Annotated in this window: 31 protein-coding genes; 13 read left to right on the forward strand and 18 right to left on the reverse strand. The window is 66.1% G+C overall.

Features of this window, described 5'->3' with window-relative positions; all coding sequences use genetic code 11:
* Positions 1 to 165 precede the first annotated feature (165 nt).
* Together MAAFP003_RS00705 and MAAFP003_RS29015 are read right to left on the reverse strand one after the other, a co-directional pair.
* Entirely contained in the window at positions 166 to 1,482 is a 1,317-nt protein-coding gene (locus tag MAAFP003_RS00705) for a DUF2254 domain-containing protein (RefSeq protein WP_096283551.1), read from the reverse strand.
* Positions 1,479 to 1,649, reverse strand: a complete 171-nt coding sequence (locus tag MAAFP003_RS29015; RefSeq protein WP_165796268.1) for a hypothetical protein — start codon at positions 1,647 to 1,649, stop codon at positions 1,479 to 1,481. Before MAAFP003_RS29015 ends, MAAFP003_RS00705 begins: the two co-directional genes overlap by 4 nt.
* Positions 1,650 to 1,766: 117 nt before the next feature.
* Between MAAFP003_RS29015 and MAAFP003_RS00710 the strand changes: the two genes are divergently transcribed.
* Positions 1,767 to 2,096, forward strand: a complete 330-nt coding sequence (locus MAAFP003_RS00710) for a hypothetical protein (RefSeq protein WP_096283553.1) — start codon at positions 1,767 to 1,769, stop codon at positions 2,094 to 2,096.
* A gap of 55 nt (positions 2,097 to 2,151) precedes the next feature.
* Here the strand turns inward: MAAFP003_RS00710 and MAAFP003_RS00715 are convergent, their stop codons facing one another.
* Together MAAFP003_RS00715 and MAAFP003_RS00720 are read right to left on the reverse strand one after the other, a co-directional pair.
* Complete coding sequence (locus MAAFP003_RS00715; protein WP_096283555.1) at positions 2,152 to 2,991, reverse strand: SDR family oxidoreductase; 840 nt, start codon at positions 2,989 to 2,991, stop codon at positions 2,152 to 2,154.
* 41 nt (positions 2,992 to 3,032) lie between these two features.
* A complete protein-coding gene (locus MAAFP003_RS00720) occupies positions 3,033 to 4,334 on the reverse strand; it encodes a sodium:proton exchanger (RefSeq protein WP_096290786.1) in 1,302 nt (433 codons plus the stop codon).
* A gap of 246 nt (positions 4,335 to 4,580) precedes the next feature.
* Between MAAFP003_RS00720 and MAAFP003_RS00725 the strand changes: the two genes are divergently transcribed.
* Positions 4,581 to 5,189, forward strand: coding sequence for a class I SAM-dependent methyltransferase (locus MAAFP003_RS00725; RefSeq protein WP_096283557.1), 609 nt, complete (start codon positions 4,581 to 4,583; stop codon positions 5,187 to 5,189).
* Here MAAFP003_RS00725 and MAAFP003_RS00730 read toward each other — a convergent pair.
* From MAAFP003_RS00730 to MAAFP003_RS00740, 3 genes are read right to left on the reverse strand one after another with little or no spacing between them, the layout of a single operon-like run.
* The gene (locus tag MAAFP003_RS00730; protein ID WP_096283559.1) at positions 5,186 to 6,004 is read right to left on the reverse strand and encodes an SDR family NAD(P)-dependent oxidoreductase; all 819 of its coding nucleotides are present in this window, start codon (positions 6,002 to 6,004) and stop codon (positions 5,186 to 5,188) included. The two genes, MAAFP003_RS00725 and MAAFP003_RS00730, sit on opposite strands and share 4 nt — an antisense overlap.
* A 9-nt stretch (positions 6,005 to 6,013) precedes the next feature.
* Complete coding sequence (locus MAAFP003_RS00735; protein WP_096283561.1) at positions 6,014 to 6,424, reverse strand: nuclear transport factor 2 family protein; 411 nt, start codon at positions 6,422 to 6,424, stop codon at positions 6,014 to 6,016.
* A gap of 7 nt (positions 6,425 to 6,431) precedes the next feature.
* Complete coding sequence (locus MAAFP003_RS00740; RefSeq protein ID WP_096283563.1) at positions 6,432 to 7,475, reverse strand: zinc-binding dehydrogenase; 1,044 nt, start codon at positions 7,473 to 7,475, stop codon at positions 6,432 to 6,434.
* A 51-nt stretch (positions 7,476 to 7,526) separates the two neighbouring features.
* On the opposite strand from MAAFP003_RS00740, the gene MAAFP003_RS00745 reads away from it, so the two are divergent.
* Entirely contained in the window at positions 7,527 to 8,486 is a 960-nt protein-coding gene (locus tag MAAFP003_RS00745) for an IclR family transcriptional regulator (protein ID WP_096283565.1), read from the forward strand.
* A 2-nt stretch (positions 8,487 to 8,488) separates the two neighbouring features.
* Here the strand turns inward: MAAFP003_RS00745 and MAAFP003_RS00750 are convergent, their stop codons facing one another.
* On the reverse strand, positions 8,489 to 9,064 hold the full coding sequence (locus tag MAAFP003_RS00750; protein WP_096283567.1) for a carboxymuconolactone decarboxylase family protein: 576 nt from the start codon (positions 9,062 to 9,064) through the stop codon (positions 8,489 to 8,491).
* Between the two features lie 131 nt (positions 9,065 to 9,195).
* On the opposite strand from MAAFP003_RS00750, the gene MAAFP003_RS29840 reads away from it, so the two are divergent.
* The 3 genes from MAAFP003_RS29840 to MAAFP003_RS00765 all read left to right on the forward strand — a co-directional run bounded on the left by MAAFP003_RS29840 (position 9,196) and on the right by MAAFP003_RS00765 (position 12,465).
* A complete protein-coding gene (locus tag MAAFP003_RS29840) occupies positions 9,196 to 10,149 on the forward strand; it encodes a LysR family transcriptional regulator (protein ID WP_096283569.1) in 954 nt (317 codons plus the stop codon).
* Positions 10,150 to 10,259: 110 nt separating this feature from the next.
* Positions 10,260 to 11,648 (forward strand): MmgE/PrpD family protein, encoded by a 1,389-nt coding sequence (locus tag MAAFP003_RS00760; RefSeq protein WP_096283571.1) that lies wholly within the window; start codon positions 10,260 to 10,262, stop codon positions 11,646 to 11,648.
* A gap of 52 nt (positions 11,649 to 11,700) precedes the next feature.
* A complete protein-coding gene (locus tag MAAFP003_RS00765; RefSeq protein WP_096283572.1) occupies positions 11,701 to 12,465 on the forward strand; it encodes a DUF2127 domain-containing protein in 765 nt (254 codons plus the stop codon).
* Between the two features lie 3 nt (positions 12,466 to 12,468).
* Here MAAFP003_RS00765 and MAAFP003_RS00770 read toward each other — a convergent pair whose 3' ends face one another.
* The gene (locus tag MAAFP003_RS00770) at positions 12,469 to 13,074 is read right to left on the reverse strand and encodes a PaaI family thioesterase (protein ID WP_096283573.1); all 606 of its coding nucleotides are present in this window, start codon (positions 13,072 to 13,074) and stop codon (positions 12,469 to 12,471) included.
* Between the two features lie 600 nt (positions 13,075 to 13,674).
* Here MAAFP003_RS00770 and MAAFP003_RS00775 point away from each other — a divergent pair.
* Complete coding sequence (locus MAAFP003_RS00775; RefSeq protein WP_096283574.1) at positions 13,675 to 14,430, forward strand: 5'-methylthioadenosine/adenosylhomocysteine nucleosidase; 756 nt, start codon at positions 13,675 to 13,677, stop codon at positions 14,428 to 14,430.
* Here MAAFP003_RS00775 and MAAFP003_RS00780 read toward each other — a convergent pair.
* Positions 14,384 to 15,025 carry a CGNR zinc finger domain-containing protein gene (locus tag MAAFP003_RS00780; protein ID WP_243393726.1) on the reverse strand — a complete coding sequence of 214 codons (642 nt, stop codon included), beginning with the start codon at positions 15,023 to 15,025 and terminating at the stop codon, positions 14,384 to 14,386. The two genes, MAAFP003_RS00775 and MAAFP003_RS00780, sit on opposite strands and share 47 nt — an antisense overlap.
* Positions 15,026 to 15,110: 85 nt before the next feature.
* Between MAAFP003_RS00780 and MAAFP003_RS00785 the strand changes: the two genes are divergently transcribed.
* Together MAAFP003_RS00785 and MAAFP003_RS00790 are read left to right on the forward strand one after the other, a co-directional pair.
* Positions 15,111 to 15,803 carry an SDR family oxidoreductase gene (locus MAAFP003_RS00785; protein WP_096283576.1) on the forward strand — a complete coding sequence of 231 codons (693 nt, stop codon included), beginning with the start codon at positions 15,111 to 15,113 and terminating at the stop codon, positions 15,801 to 15,803.
* A 70-nt stretch (positions 15,804 to 15,873) separates the two neighbouring features.
* Positions 15,874 to 16,332: an SRPBCC family protein gene (locus MAAFP003_RS00790; protein WP_096283578.1), complete on the forward strand. Its 459-nt coding sequence runs from the start codon at positions 15,874 to 15,876 to the stop codon at positions 16,330 to 16,332.
* A gap of 23 nt (positions 16,333 to 16,355) precedes the next feature.
* Here MAAFP003_RS00790 and MAAFP003_RS00795 read toward each other — a convergent pair whose 3' ends face one another.
* The 3 genes from MAAFP003_RS00795 to MAAFP003_RS00805 form a co-directional block, all read right to left on the reverse strand.
* Positions 16,356 to 17,087: a class I SAM-dependent methyltransferase gene (locus tag MAAFP003_RS00795; protein ID WP_096283580.1), complete on the reverse strand. Its 732-nt coding sequence runs from the start codon at positions 17,085 to 17,087 to the stop codon at positions 16,356 to 16,358.
* 124 nt (positions 17,088 to 17,211) lie between these two features.
* Positions 17,212 to 18,591, reverse strand: coding sequence for an adenylate/guanylate cyclase domain-containing protein (locus tag MAAFP003_RS00800; RefSeq protein WP_096283582.1), 1,380 nt, complete (start codon positions 18,589 to 18,591; stop codon positions 17,212 to 17,214).
* 20 nt (positions 18,592 to 18,611) lie between these two features.
* Positions 18,612 to 19,223, reverse strand: a complete 612-nt coding sequence (locus MAAFP003_RS00805) for a TetR/AcrR family transcriptional regulator (protein WP_096283584.1) — start codon at positions 19,221 to 19,223, stop codon at positions 18,612 to 18,614.
* 90 nt (positions 19,224 to 19,313) lie between these two features.
* Between MAAFP003_RS00805 and MAAFP003_RS00810 the strand changes: the two genes are divergently transcribed.
* Positions 19,314 to 20,282 (forward strand): oxygenase MpaB family protein, encoded by a 969-nt coding sequence (locus MAAFP003_RS00810; RefSeq protein ID WP_096283586.1) that lies wholly within the window; start codon positions 19,314 to 19,316, stop codon positions 20,280 to 20,282.
* Here the strand turns inward: MAAFP003_RS00810 and MAAFP003_RS00815 are convergent.
* Positions 20,279 to 21,268, reverse strand: coding sequence for an amidohydrolase family protein (locus MAAFP003_RS00815; protein WP_096283588.1), 990 nt, complete (start codon positions 21,266 to 21,268; stop codon positions 20,279 to 20,281). The two genes, MAAFP003_RS00810 and MAAFP003_RS00815, sit on opposite strands and share 4 nt — an antisense overlap.
* A gap of 212 nt (positions 21,269 to 21,480) precedes the next feature.
* Between MAAFP003_RS00815 and MAAFP003_RS00820 the strand changes: the two genes are divergently transcribed.
* The 3 genes from MAAFP003_RS00820 to MAAFP003_RS00830 all read left to right on the forward strand — a co-directional run bounded on the left by MAAFP003_RS00820 (position 21,481) and on the right by MAAFP003_RS00830 (position 24,879).
* A complete protein-coding gene (locus tag MAAFP003_RS00820; protein ID WP_096283590.1) occupies positions 21,481 to 22,272 on the forward strand; it encodes an SDR family oxidoreductase in 792 nt (263 codons plus the stop codon).
* A 116-nt stretch (positions 22,273 to 22,388) separates the two neighbouring features.
* The gene (locus MAAFP003_RS00825) at positions 22,389 to 23,480 is read left to right on the forward strand and encodes an acyl-CoA synthetase family protein (RefSeq protein WP_096283592.1); all 1,092 of its coding nucleotides are present in this window, start codon (positions 22,389 to 22,391) and stop codon (positions 23,478 to 23,480) included.
* Between the two features lies 1 nt (position 23,481).
* Entirely contained in the window at positions 23,482 to 24,879 is a 1,398-nt protein-coding gene (locus tag MAAFP003_RS00830; protein WP_096283594.1) for an aldehyde dehydrogenase family protein, read from the forward strand.
* Here MAAFP003_RS00830 and rpsR read toward each other — a convergent pair.
* The 4 genes from rpsR to rpmB are packed head-to-tail and all read right to left on the reverse strand — an operon-like array spanning position 24,876 to position 25,831.
* Positions 24,876 to 25,124, reverse strand: coding sequence for a 30S ribosomal protein S18 (gene rpsR, locus MAAFP003_RS00835; protein WP_096283596.1), 249 nt, complete (start codon positions 25,122 to 25,124; stop codon positions 24,876 to 24,878). The two genes, MAAFP003_RS00830 and rpsR, sit on opposite strands and share 4 nt — an antisense overlap.
* Positions 25,125 to 25,430 (reverse strand): 30S ribosomal protein S14, encoded by a 306-nt coding sequence (rpsN, locus tag MAAFP003_RS00840; RefSeq protein ID WP_096283598.1) that lies wholly within the window; start codon positions 25,428 to 25,430, stop codon positions 25,125 to 25,127.
* Positions 25,431 to 25,595: a 50S ribosomal protein L33 gene (rpmG, locus tag MAAFP003_RS00845; protein ID WP_096283600.1), complete on the reverse strand. Its 165-nt coding sequence runs from the start codon at positions 25,593 to 25,595 to the stop codon at positions 25,431 to 25,433.
* On the reverse strand, positions 25,595 to 25,831 hold the full coding sequence (gene rpmB / locus MAAFP003_RS00850) for a 50S ribosomal protein L28 (protein WP_096283602.1): 237 nt from the start codon (positions 25,829 to 25,831) through the stop codon (positions 25,595 to 25,597). The genes rpmG and rpmB overlap by 1 nt, the downstream gene beginning before the upstream one ends.
* Positions 25,832 to 25,863: the final 32 nt, after the last annotated feature.

The raw sequence follows: 25,863 nt of genomic DNA on the forward strand, positions 1-25,863 counted from the left end.
GTCTGCGGCGATCGAACACCAAAGGGCTCCTCGCGTCCCCGAAAGCTCCGTACCGCAACACGTTTCGTCTACTCCGGAGGCCTCTGACGCGGCGAATGGCGCTCCCGCACCCCGTTCGCGCACCGCGGGGTGCGGTTCAGTTCCCCAGCGCGAGATTTATGCGCGTCACCGACGTTGAACCCCATGGTTGATGGCGTGCTCGATTCGTTGCGCCGCCCGCTCCAATTGGGATTTCTGGTTGCTGTCGAAGTCGGAGTGCGCGATGTCGGCCCACAGGCGGTCCCGTTGCGCGCGGATCGGCGCCGTGTCGTCGAGGTGGTAGGCCAATTCCTCAAGCAACCGGAACAGCCGCAACATGACCATGAGGTCGGCCGATCCGTAGTGGCGCGGTTGGGTGATCGAGAGATCGAGCAGCTCCGCCAGGTCGGGCCGGTTCAGCACCACTCTTACTCGGTCTTCGTCGCGCAGTAGGGTGGGGCCAAGGTCGCGGGCGGCGAGCTCACACAGCAGCGCGGAGATGTGCCCGAGTGCGTGGACGGCGGTGGTGGGATCGTTGATGCCCGGAGAGAGCGCCTTGTTCGCAACGTCAGCGAGCTGCCGTAGGCCGTAGCCGACGTCTTGGGCGGCAGTCCGTTCATGACCGGTTTTGATTGCACTGTCAACGGCGTGCTGCAGTTGTTCAATTACCGCGTCGTCCAGCGTGTCGTGGTCCGCCCATGCCATCCCGATCGGTACCCCTTGCACGAGAGAGCTACCCGGGTAACAGTCGATCACCACGTAGGCGTCCGCCTTAATCGCCGCAGAGCGCAGTTCAGCTTGGTCGATGCGGGTCAAGAAACCCGAGGACGGTGCACTCAGGCACACCGCCCGCTCCGGTGTCTTCGGTATCGACGGGCGGCGGTTGGCGTCGTAGTCGCGAGGGGTGGTTGCCAGCCGCAGGGTCGCGCGCGCCTCCTGATGGACGTCACGCAACATGGTCTCCACGCGGATTTTGCGGGCGAGATGAGCCAAAAACAGCACCAAGCACAACATGCTGGCGATCCCGAGAACAAAGGCAACCGTCACCGAGATCCTAGGTACTCCGTCGTTGTTCCGTACCCCACGCAGCACGGTCAGGGCATAGGTGAATGTGGCCAGGAACACGGCGAGCGTTGACTGCACGAAGATGTCGCTGGTGAAGGTGCGCAGCAGGCGCGGGGAGAACTGGCTGCTGGCTAACTGCAATGTCACCACGGTCAGTGAAAATGTCAGCGACGTGACGGTGACCAGCGAGGTGGAGAGCGCGTCGAGCAGCGTGCGGGCCGCCCCGGCATCACCACCGAACAACGCATCGTTCAACCAGGGCGGCAGCGACCGACTCCACTGGGACTCCAGCCGGGGCAGCAGTACTCCCGCTGCCACTGCCGCGACGACTCCCAGGCATGGCAACGGCCACAATTGGGTGCGCAGGGTATCCCGCGCGGACGCGACCGCGTTTCTCATCGGCGGCCGTGCAGTTTCTCGTACGAGGGCATGTCCGGCGAATCGATACCGTCGCGGTCGACGATACCCAGTGCGGACTGCAGGGTCGATGCTCGGCTGGTCTCCGAGCCCAGCCGGCGTGGTCCCGCGGTCGGTGCGCCATCACGGTCGGTTGGCTGTGGGGCCATGGAGCGCAGACTCCCTGAGAAATATGTGTGGATAGTGAGCCCTTGTTTACAGCGTCGGCAGACGGCTATGCAACCAGGGAACTGCACATCCATCACCGCACTAGGAGGTGCTTCGCCATGTTTGTCATCATCGGGTTGATCGCCTTGGCTGCCGCGACAGTCGTCGGCGTCGCCGGGGTGCTGGCCGATGCGGGATCGGCCCATTTGCTTACCGATCACTTCACACTGCTGGGCTACCACGTCACCGGGTCGACCGGCACGCTGTTTCTCTACGGAATTGTCGTCGGTGCGGTGGCCGCGATCGGACTCGCGGTGCTGCTGGCCGGCGCCCGCGGTAGCACCGGTCGTAGCCGCGCCGCCGGCTCTGGTCGGCACCGTTTTTCCTTGCTGGGGCGCCGAGCCGCGGGAAGCCACACTGGCATGTTTCGCCACGCCGCCCGACACTGATCGCGCGCGGTACTGGCGCAGTGCTGGCAGCACGTGACTTTCGGCGAAATGAGCGTCAGCAGCTGCCGGCGGACACCCGGGCCCGCTCGGTCATCGAGGCGATCACCCCGCCGTCGTTGAGGATGTCGGTACCGGTGAGGTAGCCCGCTCTGGCACTGGCACAGAAGGCGAGTAGCTCGGCCATCTCCTCCGGCTTGCCCCACCGCGGGACGGCGGCGTTGGCCACCATCGCCCCGGCCCCAGCCTGTTCCTCGAGCCGGCCCATCTCGGTGTCGATGGACCCCGGAGACACCGAGACGATGCGCAATCCGCGCGCGTTGAAGCGCTCGGCCTGAGACTGGCTGTACCACTTCACGAAACTCTTGCTCAACGCGTACGCGTAGCCGGATCGAGCTTCCTCCGGTATCGGGTCACACGCCGCCATCATCGCGTCCCAGAAGCCGCCGCCGTCCTCGAGCGCCGACGAGAACTGGGTCGTCGGAATCATTTCCGCGGGCAGCATGTGGGCCGCCATCGATGCCACATTGACGATCGCAGCCCCTTCGGCTGCGGTGGCATAGAAAGTCTCGTTGACGTTGACGGTGCCGATTGCATTGGTGCGCATCACGTACTCGGCGGAGCCCATGCTCGGGCTCACGCCCGCGGTGTGGATCACGGAGGAGAGGGTGCCGAGGCCGTTCGCGGTGTCGAGCAGTTCGCTGACGGCATCCCGGTCTGTCACGTCGCAATTGATCGCGGTAACGGTGACCCCGAGGTCTTGGAGGGTGGCGGCCGCATTATCGAGCCGGTCCTGCCTGATGTCGCAGAGGACCAGCGTGTGGTCGGCGCCGACAATTTTTGCGGTGGCCAGACCCATGCCGCCCGCGCCGCCCGTGATCACCGAGACTCGATTCATACCGCGACGTTATACGCAGCCCTTCGAGCCACGATCGCGTCCTACGTCGGGAGCGCCGCTTCCTCTGCCAGGTGGTGCGGATGACCGGAGTGCCGGACGGCCGTTCCGAGGAAAGGCGCCTTCAGCGTGGCCGTCAGGTAGCGGCGGTTGACGACCAGTCCGCCGACGGCGATCGCGGCGTAGACACCGCACAGCACCAGGCGCTCCGGGGTGGAGGTGAGCGGGAACTGGACGATGAACAACCCCAGTAGCGTCCAGGCGGCGGCGCGGCGGAAGCGCAGCGCCAGGATCACCGCGACGCCCATCAATGTCTGGCTGGCGGTCAGCAAGACTTCCTCGACCTGGCGGGAGTCGAGCTCCAGGGAGAAGCCGCCGCCGCCCAGCAGGTGGGCCACCGGCAGCGATCCGATCAGCAGCGTCCACTGGTTGACCTTGGACGAGATCAGCGTGGCGATGGCCGCGGTGCCCTTGCCGCGGCTGGCGAAGATCGTCGCGATGATGAACTCGGGTGCCTCGGAGGCCAACGGAGCGAGCCATTGCACCAGCAGGAATCGGTCGATGCCCAGCTCGGTGCCGGCCGAGACCAGATTGTCGGCAAAGGGCTTGGCGCACAGCAGGATCACGGCGCCGGACACCGCGAACAGGCTGACGACGATGATGCGGCGGGTCCGGTCCGAGAGCTCACCGAGAGCGGCGGCGGTACCGACCAGATCGGGCTCTTCGACGTCGCCGTGGCTGACCTTGTACAGGTAGAAGCCGAACCAGGCGAGCAGTGCCAGCCCCATCGCGAGATGGATCTCGCCGCCGACCGGGATCGCGAACGCGGCCAGTCCGGCGATCAGCAGGAATCCGAGTTCGACGCGATTGCCGGGCTCAAGCGTCAGGCCGGTGCTCTTGCCGGCACCGACCCGGCGCGCCGCGACGACGCTGACCAGCACCACGACCGGCCACCCCAGGCCCATCAACAGCCGATTGGATCCGGTCATATTGGCCGCCGCGTACTGCGTGTATTCCGGGTTGTGACCGGACACAAACGCGTAGTAGAGGTCCACCGCGTATTCGGGCAGCACAGCGACCATAGCGAGCACCGCGATCGCCAGGCCGCCGGAGACGTCGATCTGCGCGGCCTCGGCGGCCCAGGCCAGCAGGAAACTGGCCGAGACCACCGCGGCGCCGAAGATCAGCAGGGCGACAACCGGGTCCGGATGCAGGCCGACGATCCGGACCACGACCGCGGGGGCAACGAAGATGCCGGTGATCAACGTCGAACGGAGGAGCGTCCGCCGCGGCGATCGTGCCGCCGCCGTCGGAGTCGAGCCGGCGGGCCTGTCAGTGGCGAGCATCGTCGTCCTTCGCTCGGGCTTCATCGCAATCTGGCTCGCGGCCATGGCTTGACCTGCGCGCCAAAGTTACCCTGCCTACCCTTATCCAGCAACGTTATGAGAGTGCCAATCGATGCCGATCGCTCGCCTATATTTGCTGGATAGAGGCATCAATCTAAATTGTTAGGCTCGACTAACTTCAGATTGTGGCAAACCGATCTAGTGCTCTTACGGGAACTCTTTGGGCGGTGGGCTAGGTTCGGGGGAGTGTCTGGTGCGTCTGTACGGCAGCCGTGGAACATCAACATCCACTACGACGCATTGCTGGAGTCGGGGGTTCCGCGTGACGCCCGCCGGGTCCTCGATGTCGGATGTGGCGACGGCTTCCTCGCCGCGCGGCTGGCCCGCCGAGTCCCTGAGGTCACCGCGCTGGATGTCGATGCTCCCGTGCTGCGCCGTGCCCAGGCCCGGTTCGCCGCGGCGCCGGTCCAATGGATGCACGGTGACGTGATGACGGCGGACCTGCCCGGCTTCGATGCGGTGGTGTCCAACGCCGCACTACATCATCTGGGCGACACCGGTCCGGCACTGCACCGGTTCGCCGACCTCATGCGCCCCGGCGGCACGCTGGGCTTGGTCGCGTTCGTGCGGCCGTCGCCGCGAAACGGCGTGTGGCACCTGACGTCGTGGGTGGCGTGCGCGGTTGTGAATCGCGTCAGGGGCAAGTGGGAGCACACCGCGCCGATCAACTGGCCGCCGTCGGCAACGCTGCGTCGGCTTCGGGCCGACGCCCGCACGGCGCTGCCCGGGGCGACGGTTCGCCGGCTGCTCTACGGTCGCGTGCTGATCACCTGGGTCAAACCCGTGGGCAGTTAACGATCCGGCCCCATCGCCGCGGCCGCGGCTGCGGTGAACATTTCGACGGCCTGCTTGCGGGTCAAGGACGCCATGAATTGTGCGGCGGCCTTCATGACGTCACCTGCCAGCAAGGTCGGGCCGTTGGCCAGGTTGTCGAAGGCCTCCGTGATGATGTCGTCGACCGAGGCGGCACCCGCGGGCACCTCATCCGGCGAACCGATGTTGCCGCGGCTGTATTCGAGTTCGCGCAAGGCGGGAGTGTTGGTCTTGCCCAGAATGAGTCCCAGGACGTCAACGCCCTTGTCGTGCAACTCGGCCCAGAGCGCTTCGGCGAAAACCATGTCGAACGCCTTCGTCGCACCATAGGCGACCATGTTGGGTCCGCCGGCCAATCCCGCGCCGGACCCGAAGATCACGATACCGCCGCTGCCCCGCTCGACCATCGCCGGAGCGAAATGATGGCACAGCTGCATCGGCACCATGCAGTTTCGGTAGACCATCGCCTCGGCGGCACCGATCGGATTGTCCAGGAACGGCTGGTAATTGGGATCCGCGCCGGCGCAGTACACCAGGAAACCGATCTCCAGGTCTCTGGTGGCTTCGACCACTTTGGCGGCCGCGTCTCGCTCCGCGAGATCGACTGCGAGAGTGCGGGTTTGGGCATCGGTCTCGGATTCGATCTCGCCGGCAACCTGCTCGAGCACCGCTGGGCGGCGCGCAACGAGTACGACGTTGACGCCGCGTTCGGCCAGTCCTGCGGCGAATGCCGCACCCACGCCGTCGGAGGCGCCGGCGACCAGCGCCCACGGGCCATACTTCGTGGCGAATGTCATGATTGCTCCCTACGGGCCGAACGTCGTGATGCGAACCTGCGTGAACCGGCGTCGGGCGATGCGCCAGCCATCGGCGGTCCGGACGATCTCGTCGTCGTAGAAGCCCCACGCGTTGACACCGGATTGGTTGTCGCCGAACATGATTACCGCATCGACGTAGGTGCGGGCGGATGCCTTGTCACCGTCGAGTGTGACTGCCTGATTGGACAGACGATGCAGGGTGTGGCCCGCCAAGGCGTGCGTGGTGTCCATAAATTCGGTCACTTCGTCCACGCCGTGCCAGCTGCCGATCTCGCCGTAGTCGAGCTCGCAGTTTTCGGTGAAGACGGTGCGAAACAGCGGCCAGTCGCGGCGATCGATCCCGGTGGCGTAGCGCACCAATAGATCGCAGATGTCCTGACGGTCTTCTCGTTCGGTCACGCCTGCCTCAATTCGGGTCTCCGTTCGGGTGGACCACGATGCGCGGCGGCCCGTCGGATCGGCGGGCGAGGTCCAGCGCGTCGGGTACGTCGTCGAGGCCGATGACCTTCCCGATGCTGGGGAGCGGATCCAGCGTGCCCGCCGCGACGGCCTCGAGGGTTCCGTACCAGTCCTGGGGATGCGGGCCGCCGCCGAATTGGATTGTGACGCCTTGGCGGGTCGCGGTGGTGATGTCCAGGGTGTCTCCGGTGTACCAGCCGCCCGCACAGTAGATGCGGGTCATCATCTCGGCGGACTCGACGATGTTCTGAATCAGGCCGGCGGCGCCCACACATTCGAATACCACAGCCGGCCCGGGCAATCCGCGCTCGCCGCGAGCCTCTCGGAATGCGTCCACCCATGACTTCTCCGCGGGGTCGACGACCACGTGCGCGCCGAAGCGGGCTCGGGCGAGTTCGCGGCGGTCGGCCTTGAAGTCGGCCACGATGATCGGTTCGACGCCGCGGGACGTCAGGGCGGCAACGGCCGACAGGCCGATCGCCCCAGCACCGACGACGACGGCGACCTCGCCCGGCTGGATGTCTGCCGATCGCACATAGAACTCGCCGACCGCGAAGGCGTCGACCAGCGCGACAGCGTCGCTGGCGACGTCACCGGAGACGGCCTTGGCCGCCGCCTCTGAAACCACCAGCAGCTCACCGAAACTCCCTGGTGCCTCGGGGTGTTGGCCGATGATCCGCACTCCGCCGGCGCCACCGTCGACCAGGCGTATCGGTATCGAGGTCACCCGGGTGCCCACGGCGAACTGATCCGAGCAGCCGGGTCCGTGCCCGATGACCTCGCCGACGAATTCGTGACCGAGCACGATGTCGCGATCGGTGTCGTACAACGAGCGTCCGGTCGGATCGTCGATGGCGAGCTCGGGGTGGTCCATGAAGTGCACATCCGAGGCGCAGATCGCGGTGCTCAACGTGCGCAGCAGCAGTTCACCGGGCCCGGGCTCGGGGTCGGCCGTCTCGCGGACCGTCAGCCGACCGTCTCTCAAAACCACAGCGCGCAAAGCGTCTACCTATTTTCTCGAATAATCGAGTTAATCTGTCGAATGTTCGCTATAACTGTAGGAATTCGGTCGCAAAGGAGTCAAGCCATTCGCGGATCCACCTCGGCGCCGACCGCGCGGGTACTCGATGTCGTCGAGTTGCTGGCACGGTCCGGAAACACGCGGATGCGTTTCTCCGACATCGTGCGTGAACTCGGTCTGACGCAGGGCACGGTGCACGCGATCCTCAAGACACTGTGCGATCGCGGCTGGGCGAGCCGCGACCCCTTCGCCAAGACCTTCTCGCTGGGCCCGGCGCTCGCCGTCGTGGGTGCGCGAATGGATACCGCTCGGCCGCTCGCGCACGCCGCGCGGTCGGCGGCGCTGCGAATTTCCCGCGAGGTCGGCTACGCCGGCTCGGTGGTCGAGCGGTTCGGTGACTCGTTGGTAGTCACGGCTTTTGAGGGCGATCCCGCCACCCAGCCGGCGGGGATACCGGGCGACCGAATCCCCTACGCGCCGCCGTTCGGCGTCGCGTTCGCCGCCTGGGACACCGACGAGGAACAGCGCGCGTGGATTCGCCGCGGCGCGGGCAGCAACGCCGATCGCGTCCAGCGCCTGGAACACGTCTTGGCGCACACCCGCGAGCGTGGGTTCGACGTCGACTGGACAACGCCCGCGCTGGCGCAGGCCGTCCAGGTGGTCGGCACGCTGGACAGCGACGAGATGCCGACCCCGGTGCGCCATATCCTCGACCAGCTGCTCGTCGAGTTCACCACGATCGGCTTCCTGTCCGACGACAACCCCGGTCGCCGCAAACAGCCCGTCGTGACCATCGCCGCACCGGTTTTCGACCACCGCGGCCACGTCGCCATGATGCTCGCCGTGCACCCACTGTCTCCGCTGAGCGCGCGACAGATCCAGGTCATCGGCAACAAGCTCACCGCGGAGACCACGGCGATCAGCGAAGCCCAGCAACATCCGCCGGTCGTGGACCTTGAGGAGCGTCGTACCGCGCGGTAGTTTCAGGCCGTTTCGTCGCGGCCCGGCACTCCGGCGTCGAACGCGTTGAGCGTGACGGCGACCATCGAGAAACAGCCCACCAGAAATACGATCTCGGCCGCCCCGTGCTCACCGAAACATCCGACGGCGACGCGATAAGTGGTCTCGGGCAGGGCGCCGCCGCGGCTGAGGGCGGCGGCCATGTCGTAGGCGACCCGCTCGTCGTGGGTCAGATCGGCGGGGCGTTCGCCGGCGGCGATGGTAGCGACCTTGTCCTCGGGCAGCCCGGCGCGCTCGGCGAAGTACTCATGCCCGTAGATCGCATAACGCGCCTTGAACTTCGCGACGGTGACCAGGATGACGAGTTGATGGACCCGGCCCGGCAGCCGGCCATGCTCCCAGAGTGATCTGTTGAATGCCCAAGCCGGCGAGCCAAATTGGGGATAGTGCAGCCAGCCGTTGAACGGACCGATCAGCGCACCGTCGTTGCGATGGGCGACGAGTTCACCGAAGTCGCTGTCGATCGCGGCTCGCATGTCGGCGTACAGCAGCTGCTGTGCGCCGGTCAAACCGGTCGGCGGCAATGGGGCAAGGCGCACGGCTTTCTCCTCACGCGATCGCACTGACTGAGTCCAGTGAAGTGCCGGCACGCGTCCGCGTCCACGACCGGGTTGCGACCACTGCTAAGTTCCGCTTTCTACCGCAGGTCAAGCCCGCTTAAGCTCATTTCATGGAACTGCGGCAGTTGCGCTACTTCGTGGCGGTTGCCGAAGAGTTGCACTTCGGACGCGCTGCAAAACGTATCCACATCTCGGGACCGGCTCTGTCGCAACAGATCATCACGCTGGAGCGAGAGATTGGAGCCGAACTTTTCGTGCGCGACCGGCGCAGCGTCCGGTTGAGCGAGGCCGGACGCGCCCTACTGCCCGATGCGCGCAGGATGCTGGCCCTGGCCGATGACGCCAGGCGTCGGGTGCAACGGGCGGCCGCCGACAGCGTTCCGGTGCGGCTGGGCTACGTCAGCTGGCTGCCGGACGACCTCACCGCGGTACTGGGGGCAGCCATATCCCTGCGACTCGACGAGTGGGTGCTGCCATCGCACGTGCAGGCCGATCGAGTTGCAGAGGGTGCCTTGGATATCGCGCTGACCTGGGTGACCGCCCAGCAGGCAAGTGAGCGCGGACTCACGACATATCTGGTGCGCGCCGAACCACTGCCCGCGGTACTGCCCGGGGTGAGCTCGGCTGAACCCATTGCAGCGCAACAGCTTACAGTTCTCATCGACGCCGACGAGTCGGCCTGGTCGTCGTGGAACCGCTTCGCCGGGGAGTTCGCGGACGCAACCGGTGCGCGCATCGTGCGCATCGACGACGGCGGTGTCACCGGGGATGCGTACTACGCCCATGTGCGCCGGATTGCCGCGCCAATTCTCGCGTCGCCCAAGCGGCACACCGCGGTGCCGCCGCCAAGTCTGGGGCAGCGCCCGGTCACCGATCCGGTGCCGCTTTGGACATGGTCACTCGTGCGCCGGGAGAACGACGACCGGGCCGGGGTCATGCGGGTGGTCGAGGCACTGCTGACAGTGGCGCAGAGAAGCAGCTGGCGCACCCCTCCTGCGCAACGATGGTGGATTCCCGCCGACGATCCACACCGCGGCGTGCTCGACGGTTCTGAGCGGCGGTAGGAAGCCACGCCGAACACACCTAAGCGACTGGTCCTGGACGGCTGATCCGGGCCGCGCTTGAGTGAGAGGCAGCAGCGGAAGGACGAAAAGCCATGGCACATCGGTATGTTGTGGACGAACTGGCCGAGTTCGTCGTCGGCGCCACGCAGTCGGATCTCAGTACGCATCCGCGGGAATTGCTCAAACGCAACGTGCTGGACAGCATCGCCTGCGCGATCGGTTCGCTCGACGGTGAACTGATCCCGGCGATCCGGGAGCACGCCGGCCAGTTCAGCGGCGGCACCTCGGCGACGCTCGTCGGTGGCGGCCGCGCCTCGGTGGACCAGGCCGCCTTCTTCAACACCGTGCTGGTGCGCTACCCCGACCTGCTCGACACGTATCTGACCATGGGCGGCCTATGCCACCCGGCCGACAACTTCGGTGCGGTCCTGGCGGTAGCCGAGCACGTCGACGCCACCGGGGCCGACTTCCTGCTCGCCCTCGCGGTCGCTTACGAGGTCCAATGTCGTTTCAGCGCACAAGTTCCGGTGATGGCACGTGGCCTCAACCATGCGCTGCAGCTGGCGATGTCGGTCGCGGCCGGATCGGCGAAGTTGCTGGGGCTGGACGCGCAGCGCACCGCGCACGCCATCGCGGCCGCCACGGCCGACAATGTCTCCCTGGCCGTGGTGCACGCCGAACCGGTCTCGAACTGGAAGGGCATCTCCCCGGCCGTCACCGCCATGCGCGCGGTCTACACCACGATATTGGCCAGCCGTGGGATCACCGGGCCCAAGTCGTTGTTCGAAGGCCCGAACGGGCTCGTCCAACTCTTCGATCAGTCAATCGATTTCAACACCGCCGACCGCGGACTGACGGCGGTCGAACAGACCTATCTCAAGCAGTACTGCGCACTGATCCACGGACAGGCCATCATCGATGCGCTCTTGGCGATCCGGGCGGACAACAAGCTGCGCGGCGACGACGTCGCGCGGGTGACGATCGAGGTGTTTCAGACCGCCTACGACATCGCCGGTGGGGGAGCATACGGCGACAAGGATCATCCGCGGACCAAGGAGCAGGCGGACTACAACCTCAAGTACCTCAGTGCCGTAGCACTGCTCGACGGAGGAGTGGGTCCCGAACAGCTTGAGAACGAACGTGTTCTGCGCGGGGACGTGCAGGAGCTGCTGGCGCGAGTGGATGTCGTCGCGGCGGCCGACCTGACCGCGGACTATCCGCGCCGCACCGCGACGCGCGTACATGTCCATACCCGGGACGGACGGGAATTCAGCCGCGAGGAAAGCGATTACGAGGGATCACCGACCCGGCCGATGACGTGGCAGCGCGTGGTGGACAAGTTCGGATGGCTCGCCGAACCGTTCTGCGAACCCGCGCTACAGACCGACATCGTCACCGCCGTCGACCATATCGACGACATCGCCATCGCCGGGCTCACCGAACTGCTCGGCACGGTGAGTCCGGTAGCGCAACATTCGCGCAGCCGGCCGCGGTTCTGACATCTGTGCGCGCCCTCTTGCATCGTCTGCTGCCCGCGTTGAATGATCGGCCATGCGCAAAGATCGCGGCATCAACCGCTGGGAGTTGGTCACCTGCGCGCTCGCAGGCCATGTGACGTACGCGCCCGAGGAGCAGGGGCTTGCCGACCGGCTCAGTGGCATGACCGGACTCGGCGAAGTGTGGCGGTGCCTGCGCTGCGGGGAGTTCGTCGTCGGCGAGCCTCATGGCCGGGGCCACGCCGAGGACGCGCCGATGATCATGCGTGGCAAGGCTTTACGGCAGGCGATCATCATTCGTGCCCTCGCGGTTGAGCGCGTGTTCCGGGCGGTGGTGATCGCGCTCGCGGCGTACGCGGTGTGGACGTTCCGCGGCGCACGGGGATCCATCCAGGCCACCCTCGATCGCGACCTGCCGATTTTTCGGGCCGCCGGATTCAGGGTCGACCAAATGACGCTCGTGCACGAGCTGGAAAAGGCGTTGGCCGCCAAACCTTCCACGTTGGCGCTGCTGACCCTGATGCTGACCGCCTACGCCCTGGTCGAGATGCTCGAGGCCGTCGGCCTGTGGTTACTCAAGCGCTGGGGCGAATACTTCGCGGTGATCGCCACCTCGGTGTTCTTGCCGTTGGAGATCCATGACCTGGCCAAGGGCATCACGATGACGCGGGTGGTCACCTTCAGCATCAACATCCTGGCGGTGATCTACCTGGTGGTCTCCAAACGACTGTTCGGCGTGCGCGGCGGTCGCAGGGCCTACGACGAGGAACGACGCGGCGAGCAGCTCCTCGACGTCGAGCGGGCCGCTATGACGACGTGATGGTCACGCCCTGGGGGTGATGAAAATGCCCTCGGCTTCCACGGTGACACCGTCCGCGTCGGCGATGTGGCCGACGGAGAACGTCTTAACCCCTTCGATGCGGTCGACGTGTGCTTCGGCCCGCAGCAGACGACCGAGCGCGGTGCGGCGCCGGTAACGCAAAGTCAGAGTGCCGGTATAGGCGGGGCGGCCCAACTTGTGCGCCGTCGCCCCCAGCACGTGGTCGAGGATCAGGGCGGACACCCCGCCGTGCACGTGCTCCGGTGGGCCTTCGTAGGCCGCTCCGAGATTGAACTCCGACCACACCAGTCCGTCGGCCTCGTGATGCAGCACCAGCGGTGGGGCGACCGCGTTGCGCAGACCGACCACCGCATTTCCCCATGCGACGGTGTCGCCGTCCGGCGTGGTGTGGACGCCGAAGGTCCCCGGCCGCACCGATGCACTCAATTCGTCTGCGGCCCTGTCAATTTTGGCCTTTGCCGCCGCGACGGTCGCGGGGTCCGCTTCGGTCCGAATGCTGAGATCGACGAGCCGGCGCACCGATTCGGCCAGCGGGCCGTAAATCGATTCGAGCCGGCGGTAGTCAATGCAGAGCATCTCGTCAGACATATAGGAAACCTAACAGTCCGCTGGCGGCATGCCGCCGGCGGATGTGGCAGACTGGACCTGCCCAGCGTTGGGCTTAGGGGATTTCCCTTGTGGCAGCGGCATTTTCGCCGGCGTGAAGCTAACCGTTATCGTCGGGGAACACGATGGGCGTGGGCTCCCGCGTTTCTGCGCCGCAGACCGGATTAGTGCTGGTCACGGGCGTGGTGAGCGGGAATAGATGCCGTGGAATGTGCGCTACCACACAAGCCGGATTATCACCGCGTTTACCCGCTTGCTGCACACTTGTAAAACAGCTGGGGTGAAATTGACGAGTCGGCTGACTAGGCCGGCGAAGGAGGGGTCGAGACTGTGCCTACACTGCAGACCTTGATCAACCAGAGCTCCACCAACCTCGAGGTAGTTGCCCCGATCAAAGCCCGCGCCTGCGACGCACTGAATCTTGTGCTGAGGAACAGGTCGCGCGGGCAGGCAGATGGCTCCCGCGTCATGCGCAGGGGCGCGGAGCGCTGCTGACCCCCTGACCGGGCCGATACAATCGCCGACGGTGCCAGAGCCAATGGCCGGCGATTGGAGTTTCGAGTTGTCCCCCAACCCAGCGCGGTGACGGTCGGCGTCATCTGTGCAATCCCGCAAGAGTGGGCTTATCTGCGCAGTGCGTTGTCCGGGGCGCGGCGCGAACAGGTCGCACAGGTCACCTTCGACACCGGCGAACTCGGTGCACAGCGGGTGGTGTTGGCCGCAGCCGGCATGGGCAAGGTCAACACCGGTCTGGTGGCGACGTTGCTGGCTGATCGATTTCGTTGCCACACAATCGTTTTCACGGGTGTAGCGGGCGGACTGGATCCACGGCTGCACATCGGTGACATCGTTATCGCCGACCGGGTGGTGCAGCACGACTTCGGGGTCATCGAAAACGGGCGACTGGAGCCCTACCAACCGGGGCACGTCCCGTTCATCAACGCGACCGAGCGTTTCGGCTACCCGGTAGAACCCGAACTCTTCGATCGCGTTACCCGTCGTCTCGAGGGATTCACCCTTCCGGTGCTGCCACCGGCGGCGGGCGGCACCGGTACGCCGCCGCAGATCAGCTACGGCACTGTCTTGACCGGCGACCAGTACCTGCATTGTGAGTCCACCCGCGACCGGCTGCACGAGGATTTCGGTGGCCTGGCCATCGACATGGAGGGCGGCGCGCTGGCCCAGGTCTGCGAGGCATTCGGGATCCCCTGGCTGGTGATTCGCGCGTTGTCCGACCTGGCCGGCGCCGACTCCGGCGCCGACTTCAACCAGTTCGTGCAGCAGGTCGCGATCAGCTCGGCTCGGGTCCTGCTGCATCTGTTGCCGGCGCTGGACTGAGCCGGTCGTCCTGCGCGGCGCGCTCGCGTTCGCGCCGCCGCGCCCGCGAGGCCCGCAGGTTGGCGACGTTGCCGCACGTCTTGGCATTGCACCAGACGCCGCTGTTGTTCTTCGAGCGGTCATAGAAGGTCGACGCGCACGGTTGGTGATGGCATTTCTTGAGGCGCCGCCAGGTGCCGTCGCGTTGGCCCAGCAAGATCTCGCCCCACAATGCCGAGGCCAGCCAGCGCCAGCCGCTGCCCGCGGGTTCCAATCGGACATCGCCGGTCTCGGACACCGCGAAGGACGCCGAGGTCGCCGTCATGCCCGCCCCGGCCGCTGCTTCGCCGCGCACCAGCTGCGCGATCACCTCGCGCAATGCGCGAAGCTTCGGCAGGTCCGCGTCCGTGATGGCAGGCGGGTCGGCGGGCACGCCGCGGACCTGTGACCAGGTCCGTACCGCGCCGCCCACCCAGTCCCGCGCGAGCGTGGCGTCGTCGAGTAGATCCGGGCTGTCGCGCTTCACGTCGATGGTGTTGAGGAAGTCCTGGACCAGGCCGAGGCCGCCGGGTGCGGTCGCGAGTTCGTACCGGTGTGACGCAGACCATGAAGACATAACCAAATGCTACTTGACTATGTCGATAGCGGCAATTACTTTGACAGGGACAAAGCTATTTCACCTCAGTCAAGGAGTACGGATCATGGTCAACATCGAAGGCTCGACGGTCGTGGTAACCGGCGGACAGCGCGGACTCGGCAAGGCCATCGTGGACGAGTTCCTGCGTCGCGGTGCGGCCAAGGTCTACGCCACTGCACGCACACCCAAGCCCAGCACCGACCCTCGTGTCGTAAGTGTCGCGCTCGACGTTACCAAGTCGGATTCGGTTGCGGCGCTGGCGATTACCGCCGCCGACGCCGACATCGTGGTCAACAACGCCGGGATCCTCGGTGCGGCGAAGCTGCTGACCAGTGACGTCGACGAAGTCCGCGAAGTGTTCGAGACCAACTACTTCGGTGCGCTGCGGGTGGCCCAGGCGTTCGCCCCGATCCTGGCCGAAAATGGCGGCGGAGCGCTGGCGGATATCAGCTCCGTGTTGGCCTGGGTGGGCGGCTTCGGTGGCTATGGCGACTCCAAGGCCGCGATCTGGTCGCTGACCAACTCGCTGCGGGTCGAGCTCGAGAAGCAGGGCACCCTGGTCACCTCGGTGCACCTGGCCTACACCGACACCGACATGACCACGGGGTTCGACGTGCCGAAGAACGACCCGCAGGACGTCGCCAGGCAAATCGTCGACGGCATCCGGGACGGCGAGGCCGAGGTGCTGGCCGACGAGCAAACCCGTCAGGCCAAGACGGCTCTCTCGGGACCGGCCGAGTTACTGCGCATCGGCTGATCATCAGCCGGTTTGGGGGTCGGCACGATGCCGGCCCCCATTGCCGTACGCAACGTGTTTGGATTGGCGTATGGCTGATACCGATCCCGAAGGCATTGTCAGCGCCACCCGCGTCATCTCGGCCAGCGCCGAGCGCATCTTCGAACTGATCGCCGAGCCAACCAGTCAGCCCAGCTGGGACGGCAACAACAACCTCGCCTCGGCGCCGCCCGGGCAGCGCGTCCGTGCGGTCGGTGACGTGTTCAAGATGACGCTGACCAACGGTGCCGTGCGGGAGAACCACGTTGTGGAGTTCATCGAAGGCACCAAGATCGCTTGGCGCCCAGCCGAACCCGGAAAGCAACCGCCCGGTCATCTGTGGCGCTGGGAGCTCAGCGAGATCAACTCCACGCTGACCAACGTCACCCACACCTACGACTTCACCGCGCTGGCCGACCCGAAGCGGCTGGAGAAGGCGCATTCGACGACGTCGGAGATGCTGCGCGATTCGATGGACAAGCTCGCGATGCTCGCGCAGCGCCTCGGGTAGCGTCCGGCTTGCCGGACTGAACCTCAGCCGTTTTTGGCGCGCACCCACTGGAGCGTGCCGACGTTTTTGACGCGCACGCTCACGAAGCCGTTGTCTTCGAGAATGTCGCCGATTTCGTCTTCGCCGAAGATGTGCGCGCCGATGTTGGGCAGCAGCCGCCACGCCCGTGCGGCACGCCCCGCGGTCGGGACCATGATGGCCAGCCGTCCGCCGGGTCGCAGCACTCGCGCCATCTCGGCCAGCGCGGCCGCCGGATCTGGAACCAATTGCAGTACCGCCATCGAGACCACCGCGTCGACGGTGTCGTCGCGCAGCGGAAGCCGTTGTGCGTCAGCCCTTATGAAGCCGACGTGCGGGCCTGCCTCGTTGCGCACGGCCCGGGCCAGCATCGCCTCGGAAATGTCGACGCCCAAGGCCAGTCCGTCCTTGCCGGCCGCGCGCGCCAGCGACGCGGTGACGGTGCCCGGCCCGGAGCCCACATCCAGCGCGGTTCCGCCCGGCGGGATGTCCAGCCAGTCGGCCGGGTGCTGCAGCGCGGCGATCAGCCGTCGGGAGAAAGCCTGCGCGTTGTCGTAAAGCATCGAGCCGATGGGCGATGCCCACGCCGCCTGGATCGGGCCGGTGTTCTTCGGGATGTCTTCGTCGCCGAGCAGATCGAGGTACCCCTTGCTGGCATCCGGAATCGCCGGCGGATCGGCAAGCAAATCCAGCGCACGGCGCAACGCGGGCGGAAGCGAGACGTGCACGTCGGTCATGCGTACTCCTTCGATCAAATGTCAAGCTGTACGCCGAAATCCGGGAGCCGCGACGCTGACAGCTTCCCCAACGCAGCCTACGCGCGGGCGCCCGGAGCCTCGACTCGCCGAGTGGTGGCGTTCGTCAGCGCTTGACGACCGCGTGCTCGCTTACCAAGGCGTACAACCGCCACTGGCCCGGCACGCCTTTGAGCGCGGTCTCGCCGCGGTCGGTGAACCTGTGCCGTGAGCCGGTGACGATGTCGCGCAGCGTCGACGACACCAAGACCTCGCTCGGGCCTGCCTGGGCGGCGACCCGGGCGCAAATGTGCACCGCCATGCCGGCGATGTCGTCCTTGACGGCGCCGCCGCGCACCTCCACCTCACCCGCGTGGATGCCCGCGCGCACCTCGATGCCCAGCACCCGAACCGCGTCGACGATGGCGTCCGCGCACGCGATCGCCGCGCTCGGGCTGCTGAACGTGGCGACGAATCCGTCTCCGGCCGTGTTGACTTCGCGCCCGGAGAAGCGCTGCAGTTCCCGGCGCACGATGGCGTCGTGGTTGTCCAGCAGGTCGCGCCATCGATCGTCACCGAGCAGGGCGGCCCGCTCGGTCGAACTGACGATGTCGGTGAACACGATCGTGGTCAGCAGGCGTTCGGCGTCCGAGCCGCCGCGCAGGCCGGTGATGAACTCCTCGATCTCGTCGAGCATCGGAGCCGTGTTGCCGGTCCAGTACAGGGCATCTTCACCCGGTAACTCCACCAGGCGCGACCCGGCGATGTGCTCGGCCATGTAGTGCGCGTGGCCGATCGGGCTGAACTCCGGATTGTCGCGGTGCAGGATCAACGTCGGCGTGGCGATGCGAGGCAGGATGTCGCGCACGTCGGAGCGCCGGATGGTCTCGATGACCACGCGCGCCATGCTCGGGGATGCGGCGCGGTTTCCGGACTGGTCCCACCACGCGCGGAATGCGTCGTCGCCGGCGACCGAGGGCGCGATGATGCCCAGCATGTCGAAGCCCTGCTCGACGGCGTCCGGTTCGACCCCGACCGTCGTGTACGGCGTTGCCTCGACCTCGTCGGTGCCGATCGGGTAGTCAGGACCACGCATCGTCCTTGCCGCGCCGTTGAAGATCACCAGGTTGCAAACCCGATCGGGGAATTCGGCGGCGAGCACCAGTCCGGCCAACGAGGTGAAGCCCGGGGCGAAAACCGTCGCCCGCTCGCACCCCGCCGCGTCCATCACCGCGATCGCGTCCTGTGCCCAGGACCTGGGCCCGATCATGTCCAACGAGGGAACCCGCGACGACATGCCGATCCCACGCTGGTCGAACCGGATCACCCGGCTGAAGGATGCCAGCCGTCGATGAAAGCGGTACATCGACGGCTCACTGTCGACGCAGTCAATCGGAATGAGGGGGCCCGGCAGCACCAGCAAGTCGATCGGGCCATCGCCGAAGACCTGATAGGCGATGTCGAGTTCGCCGCAACTGGCGTACCGGGTCCGCGGAACCGGCGCCACGCCACCAGGTTAATGCAGGGCTACGACAAATCCGGGGCCGAGCCGCCGATGATGGGCACCAGGTACCGTCCGGCGTACTCCCGAACGGCGGTGTGGTCCGAGATGTCGAGCCGATCGGTGGGGAAGACGATGATCCCCAGCGCCACCCGCAGCAGCACGTCGGCGATGTTGGCCAGGTCGGCATCGGGAATGTCCGCGCCGCATCGGCGCAACGTGCGGGCGATCCCGGCGGCGAACTGGCTGATCGGGAAGACATGCGACCGCGAGAACAACCCGAACAGCTCGGGTTCGCTTTCCACGATGCGTGAGTACAGCGGGGAGTCCTGGACCAGCCGTACGCCCAGCGTGAACGCCTCGACAACTGCTTCGGCCGGAGTGCAGCCCGCGGTGGCCCGGTCCAAGGTCGCGAAGAACATCTCGCCCTCGCGGCGGACCACCTGTTCGACCAGGTCGTCCTTGGTGGGAAAACGCCGATAGAGGGTGCTGCGGCTGACTCCGGCCCGGGTGGCGACGTCCTCCATGTTCGCGCGGCGCACGCCGTAGGTCTCGAAGACCGCGCGCGCGGTGTCCAGGATGGTGTCGTCCGTGTCGCTGATGTCGACGAGGGTGCCGTCAAGGCTGTGTTTCCGCATGGACGACGACCTCCTCGGCAATGTTGGTGCCAGAATGCTACGTTGAAACAAAGATACAGTTTTGTGTCACTGATTCACGGGAGGTTGGGCATGACCGCCCAGAAGGACCAGTTGGCCGGCCCGACGGCCGGCGCCCGTTTCGACATCGGTGTTCGCGAAGCCGTCCCGGTGCTGGTCGAGGGACCGGTCGACGACGAGATCGCCGAGACCGCGCCGCGGCTGGGGCCCGATTCCCTGATCTGGAAGTTCTATGGCGATCACCGCACCCAATTCTTCGGGTTCCAGCGCGTCGCGGGTGTGGAGAACTGCATCGAGCAGCTTGCCCAGGGAGTGCTCGATCACTCGGTGATCTTCAGCGACACCTTGGGCCGCGCCAAGCGAACCGCGCCGCCGTTGATGAAGACCGTCTACTCCGACGATCCTTACGAGTGGGGTCGCAAGGTCCGCGACTTCCACAAATCGATCAAGGGCACCATCAGCGACGGCTCGCGCTACCACGCGCTCAACCCCGAGTTGTTCTATTGGGCGCACGCGACTTTCGTCGACCAGGTCATCTACAACACCGACACGTTCATCCGGCGGCTGTCGGAGGCGGAGAAGCAACGGATCTTCGACGAGGGCAAGGTCTGGTACAGCCTCTACGGCGTCAGCGGGCGCGGCCAGCCGCAGACCTATGCCGACTTCGTCAGCTATTGGGACGACATGCTCGAGCGGTTCGTGCCGCACAAGACCGTCCTGTACGGCACCGGCTACATCCGCAAAGGGATTCCGGGACCGCGTTGGATGCCCAAGGGCATCTGGAAGGTCTTGTCCGCGCCGCTGAACGCCTACACCCGTCTCGTCCTGGTCGGAACCATGCCGCCACAAATGCGCGAGGTGTGCCAGCTCGAATGGGATGCCAAGAAGGAGAAGCGGTTTCAGCGCTTTGCGGCGGTCGTGCGTGCGCTCAATCCGGTGCTCAACCGGTTTCCGCTCTGGTTCCTGTACACGCCGTGGGCGGTGACGGCGTGGCGGCGGGCGGGCGTCGATCCGCGCCGGCTGCACAACCGCGCCGGCTAGGTGATTCGCAGCAGCCGTTCGGCATTGCCGTGTGCGATCTTCTCGCGGTCGGCGCGCGCCAGCGTCGTCTGTTCGAATCCCTGGACGGCGTCGTAAGAGGATTCGTAGGGGTAGTCGATGGAGAACATCAACGCGTCGGCCCCGACCTCCAGCACGGCTCCGAGCATCACCGCCGGTGAAAACACGCCACTGTTGGTGAAGACGACGTTGGTGCCGAGGTACTCCGAGGGCGCGCGCCGCAGCGTGCTGGTCTCCGAGAGCGATGTCGAGGCGAAGCGGGAGTCGATGCGGCTGCGCTGGAACGGCAGAAACTCGCCCAGGTGCCCCAGGATCATCGTCGCCGCGGGATGGCGGTCGAATACGCCGCTGAACAGAATCCGCAGCGCATGCCCGCTGACCTCGGCGGCCCAGCTCCAGGTTGCACCGTACAGCTCGGGTCGCCCCTCGATGACCTGCCAGTGATCAGCCGGCGGTGCGCCGGGGTGCAAATACAGTGGCACGCCAAGAGATTCGACCGCCGCCCACAGCTCGTCGTATTCGGGCGCATCCAGGTAGCGACCGCCGGGTCCGGTGATGCAGTCGTTGACCAGCGCGCCGCAGAATCCGTCCTGGGTGACGGCGTGTTCCAGTTCAGTCACCGCCGCGGCGGGATCCTGCAAGGGCAACGCCGCGAATCCGCGGAAGCGGTCCGGATTTTCACCGATGGCCTTCGCCAGGTAATCGTTGGCGAAGCGCGCGTTGTCACGGGCATGTTCGGCGTCGATGTCGACCTGCAGACCGGGAGACGTCAGCGAGAGCACCTGGATGTCGATGCCGGCATCGTCCATCTCGGCCAGCCGGTGTTCGGCGAAGTCGGGGAGCCGCAGTTCGCAGCGCCGGGCCCATTCCGTCGTCATGCGCTTCTGCAGCTGCTGATGCTCCGTGGTGGGCTGACGCTCGGCCAGCTCGGGGATGAAAAATGCTTCCTCCAAGGCGATGTAGCGCATCGGCGTTCCTCACTGTCGGATTACTCTGTCTCCGTTCGACTCTGCACTCCGGCCAGCTATTTGTGAAATGAATATCCTGCATAGCGAGTATGTCTACGGCGCATACTGGGCGAGTTGGTCTGAAGGGTGGTGACTCCGGCGGAAACTCGTGGTTACCTCGAGGCATATCGAGGCATCCCGCTACGTCAGCCCGAGCGTGAGGAGCACAACCGATGGAAATGACGGGTAATACCGTTCTGGTCACAGGCGGCGGCAGCGGAATCGGCCGCGGTTTGGCGGAGTCGTTCCATCGGCTCGGCAACCAGGTAGTGATCGCGGGCCGCCGTCGCCAGCTGCTGCAGACCGTCGTCGAGGCCAATCCCGGCATCGGCTACCTGTCACTGGATCAATCCGACGCGGCCGACGTGAGGCGCTTTGCCGTCGAGCTGACGGACCGCTATCCCGACTTCAACGTCTTGGTCAACAACGCCGGCACGCAGCGCGTCGAGGACCTAACCGCCAGCAACGTCGGCCTGGCGGAGCAGAGCATCGCGATCAACCTGCTCGGCCCGATCCGGCTCACCTCTGCATTGCTCCCGGCGCTCCTCAGAAAGCCGCGCGCCACGATCCTCAACGTGACGTCCGGGCTGGCCTTCATGCCCAGCGCGCTCACACCGACCTATTGCGCCTCCAAGGCCGCGTTGCACTCCTACACGCAGTCGCTGCGTTTCCAGCTTCGTGACACCGCGATCCAGGTCATCGAGATCATTCCGCCGCATGTGCAGACCGCGCTGCAGGGCGACGAGCGCGGATTCGACCCGAGAGCGATGCCGCTGGACGACTATGTCGCGGAGACGATGTCGCTGCTACGGACGGAACCCCTGGCCGACGAGATCGTCGTGGAGCGTGTCAAGAATTTCCGCTACGCCGAACGCGACGGCACCTACCGCGACATCTATCCGGCCTTCAACGAGGCGATGACGGCCTGGCTGCGCAGTGCGAGCACCACCCAGGGTGCCCGCTGAAAACCTTACGGCCACACGGAATTCGCCGCGCCATGGGCTAACGTTCAGTGTTTGTATGCCCGGTGAGGTCCGAGCCTGCGTGGCGGGCGGAACCGGCATAAGACAGGATCGAGGGCATGGCCGATATCGACTTCTCGTTGTTGGACGTCCCGAGATCGGCACCGATCGACGACCCCGAGGCTTACCTGCGCGCGGCGATCGCGTGGCACTTCGGTGCGGACACCGGCTCCGCGTTTTGGCTGCGGACCGCCGAGACACTGGACTTCGACCCGTTGACGGACGTCAAGACCTTCACCGATTTGCGATTGTTCCCCAACCTGCTCAGCGAATTGCGCAATGTTCCGGTCGAGGATCTGATCCCGCGGGGATACGGCGCCCCGCCGCCGGTGCCGCAGGTTTTCGAATCCGGCGGGACCACCGGGGCTCCGAAACGTACTGCGCAGCTTCCCGATTGGGTCGCACAAGTCATCGAATGGCAAACCGAGGACTTCGCCACCGGCGGCTTCCAGCGGGGCCGGGGCTTCCTGTGCCTGATGCCGAGCGGTCCGCACGGCGTGGGCTTTTTCTCGCGGCTGGTCGCCGAGCGGCTCGGCTCGGCGTTTCACGCGATCGACATCGATCCCCGCTGGGTGAAGAAGATCGCCGCGCGCAATGCCGCCGGAGAAGTCGCGGCCTACGTCGACCACGTCCTCGAGCAGGCGGTTCACGTGCTGCAGACGCAGCACGTCGCGAACCTGCACGCCACTCCGCCGTTACTGGAGGCGATTGCCCGCAACGACGACCTGGTGGACTTGGTGAACGCCAAGATCCGCTATCTGTTGCTCAGCGGCGCGCACGTGGACGCGGACACGCTGGACCTGTTGCGCGACATCTTCCCCGAGACGACGATCACGATGGCGTTCGGCAGCACGATGATTCTGTCGCAGGCCGTCACCCGGACCGACGGCGACGCATTCGTCTTCGATCCGCGGACACCGTACGTCGTGTTCTGGGTGATCGATCCCGACACCGGAGAGCAGGTGCCCTACGGCGAACTGGGACAGGTGGTGATGAACCACATCAGCAAGGGCATGTTCCTGCCGAACAACCTGGAACGTGACATGGCGATCCGGATGCCCGGGCCCGCGGGCCAACTCAGCGATTCGGTCAGCGCGGTACGGCCGGTCGCCACTTTCGAGGGCGAGGCCGTCATCGAGGGCGTGTACTGAGGTGTCCGGTGAAACCCCAAGTTTAACAGCCGATTTAGTGCTACTCGACGCGCTCGGGCCTAGCGGCGAGTACCGGACCCGCAACCGTGAGATAGTGGCCACCACCGCAGGGGTGCCGGTCGCCGAATTGAGTTTGGTGCCAGCACTCTACGTGTCGCGCGCCATCGGCGCGCAGCGCAAGGTCGCGCCGCTGCCGGTCGCGGAGCGGGAAAAGGCATTGGCCGCCGCGGCCGACATCTTCCGGACCGCGCAGATCGGCGGCCTGGGCTTCGACGCCTATGTCGAACTGGCCAGCCGGATTTCGGGCGTACCGATCATGGTCACCCGGACCGGGGCCCGCAACGTCGCGGACGCCGTCGCGCACGCCTTCGATGCGGTGCGCCCGGCCCAGCCGATCGGCGCGGCCCGCGACTGGCGCGAAGAACGCACCCGTGCCGGCAGTGCGGTCTGGACACGGCGTGGCGAGATATTCGCGGTGCACGCCGCGGGAAACGGCCCGGGCGTGCACGGCCTGTGGCCCCAAGCGCTCGCCCTGGGCTACCGGGTCGCGGTGCGCCCGTCGCGGCGCGAACCGTTCACCGGACATCGACTGGTTAGTGCTTTGCGCCAGGCTGGGTTTCGGCCCGAGGATGTCGTCTTTCTGCCCACCGATCACGGCGGAGCCGACGAGATCATCCGCTGCGCCGACCTCGCGATGGTGTACGGCGGCCAGGACGTCGTCGACAAGTACGCCGTCGATCCGACGGTGATGGTGAACGGACCGGGCCGGGCGAAGATCCTGATCACCGCCGATCGCGATTGGCGTGACTACCTCGACCTGATCGTCGACTCGATCGCGAATCTCGGTGGTATGGCGTGTGTCAACACCACCGCCGTGCTCTACGAGGGCGACCCCGCCCCGCTGGCCGCCGCGATTGCTGACCGGTTAGCGGCGATCGAGCCACTGCCCACCGAGGACGAGCGGGCGATCCTGCCCACCCAGCCCGTAGACAAGGCGCAGGCGTTGGCCGGCTATCTGGCCACCAAGGCCGCCGGCACCACCGCGCTGCTCGGCGCCGACCAGGTCGTCGCCGCGTTGGGTGACGGCTATGCCGCGCTGCGCCCGGCCGTACATCTGCTGGCCGAGCCCGATGTCGACAAGCTCAACGTCGAACTGGCGTTCCCCTGCGTGTGGGTGTCGCCGTGGTCGCGCGCCGACGGCCTGACGCCACTGCGACAATCGTTGGTAATCAACGTAATTACCGGTGACGATGACCTGATCGACGACGTGCTGGCTGACCCCACCATCGGCAATGTCTACCGCGGTAACCACCCGACCTTCTACAGCGCGCCCGAGATCCCGCACGACGGATTCCTGGCCGACGTGTTGATGCGCAACAAGGGTTTCATCCGGGACTAGCGCTCGGCGATGTAAGGCAGCAGCGCCATCTCGCGGGCATTACGGATCGCGGTGGCCACCTGACGCTGCTGGCGCACCGTCAGGCCGGTAACGCGACGGGACCGGATTCGGCCCCGTTCGGAGAGGAACATCTTCAGCGTCGAAACATCTTTGTAGTCAACGTATTTGATACCGAGGCCGCTGAGCAGGTTCTTCTTCTTCTCGACCGGCTGGGTACGGCTTGGCCGGATCTTCTTGGCGGTCATCTACCAACTGGCCTTTCGTACGCCGGGAAGTTGCCCCTCGTGTGCCAGCTCGCGCACCCGCACCCGGGACAGGCCGAACTTGCGCAGGTGCCCGCGGGGACGACCGTCGACCGAGTCGCGATTGCGTACCCGCACCGCGCTGGCGTCGCGAGGCTGGCGGGCCAGTGCCCGTTGCGCGGCCAGCCGCTGTTCGGGAGTGCTTGCCGCAGAGCGGATGATCTGCTTGAGCATGGCGCGGCGCTCCGCGTAGCGGGCCACGATCGCGCGGCGCTGGTCATTCTTGGCGATCTTGGATTTCTTGGCCATTCAGCGTTCCTCCCGGAACTCGACGTGGCGGCGGATGACCGGGTCGTACTTGCGTAGCGTGAGCCGGTCGGGATCGTTGCGCCGGTTCTTGCGGGTGATGTAGGTGTAGCCGGTGCCGGCCGTGGAGCGCAGCTTGACGATGGGGCGAATCTCATTGCGCGCCATCAGATTCGCTGACCTTCGCGGCGCAGTCGCGCGACGACGGCCTCGATGCCGTCGCGGTCGACGACCTTGATGCCCTTAGCGCTGACTCGTAGCGTGATACGCCGGCCCTCCGAGGGCAGGTAATAGGTCCTGGTCTGGATGTTGGGCGACCACCGCCGCGAGGTACGGCGATGCGAGTGTGACACCGCGTTGCCGAAACTCACTGTGCGGCCGGTGACCTGACAATGCTTGGACATCACGCCTCCTCTCTGACGGTCGCCTTATTGAA

It is taken from the genome of Mycobacterium ahvazicum, from assembly GCF_900176255.2.
GTDB lineage: Bacteria > Actinomycetota > Actinomycetes > Mycobacteriales > Mycobacteriaceae > Mycobacterium > Mycobacterium ahvazicum.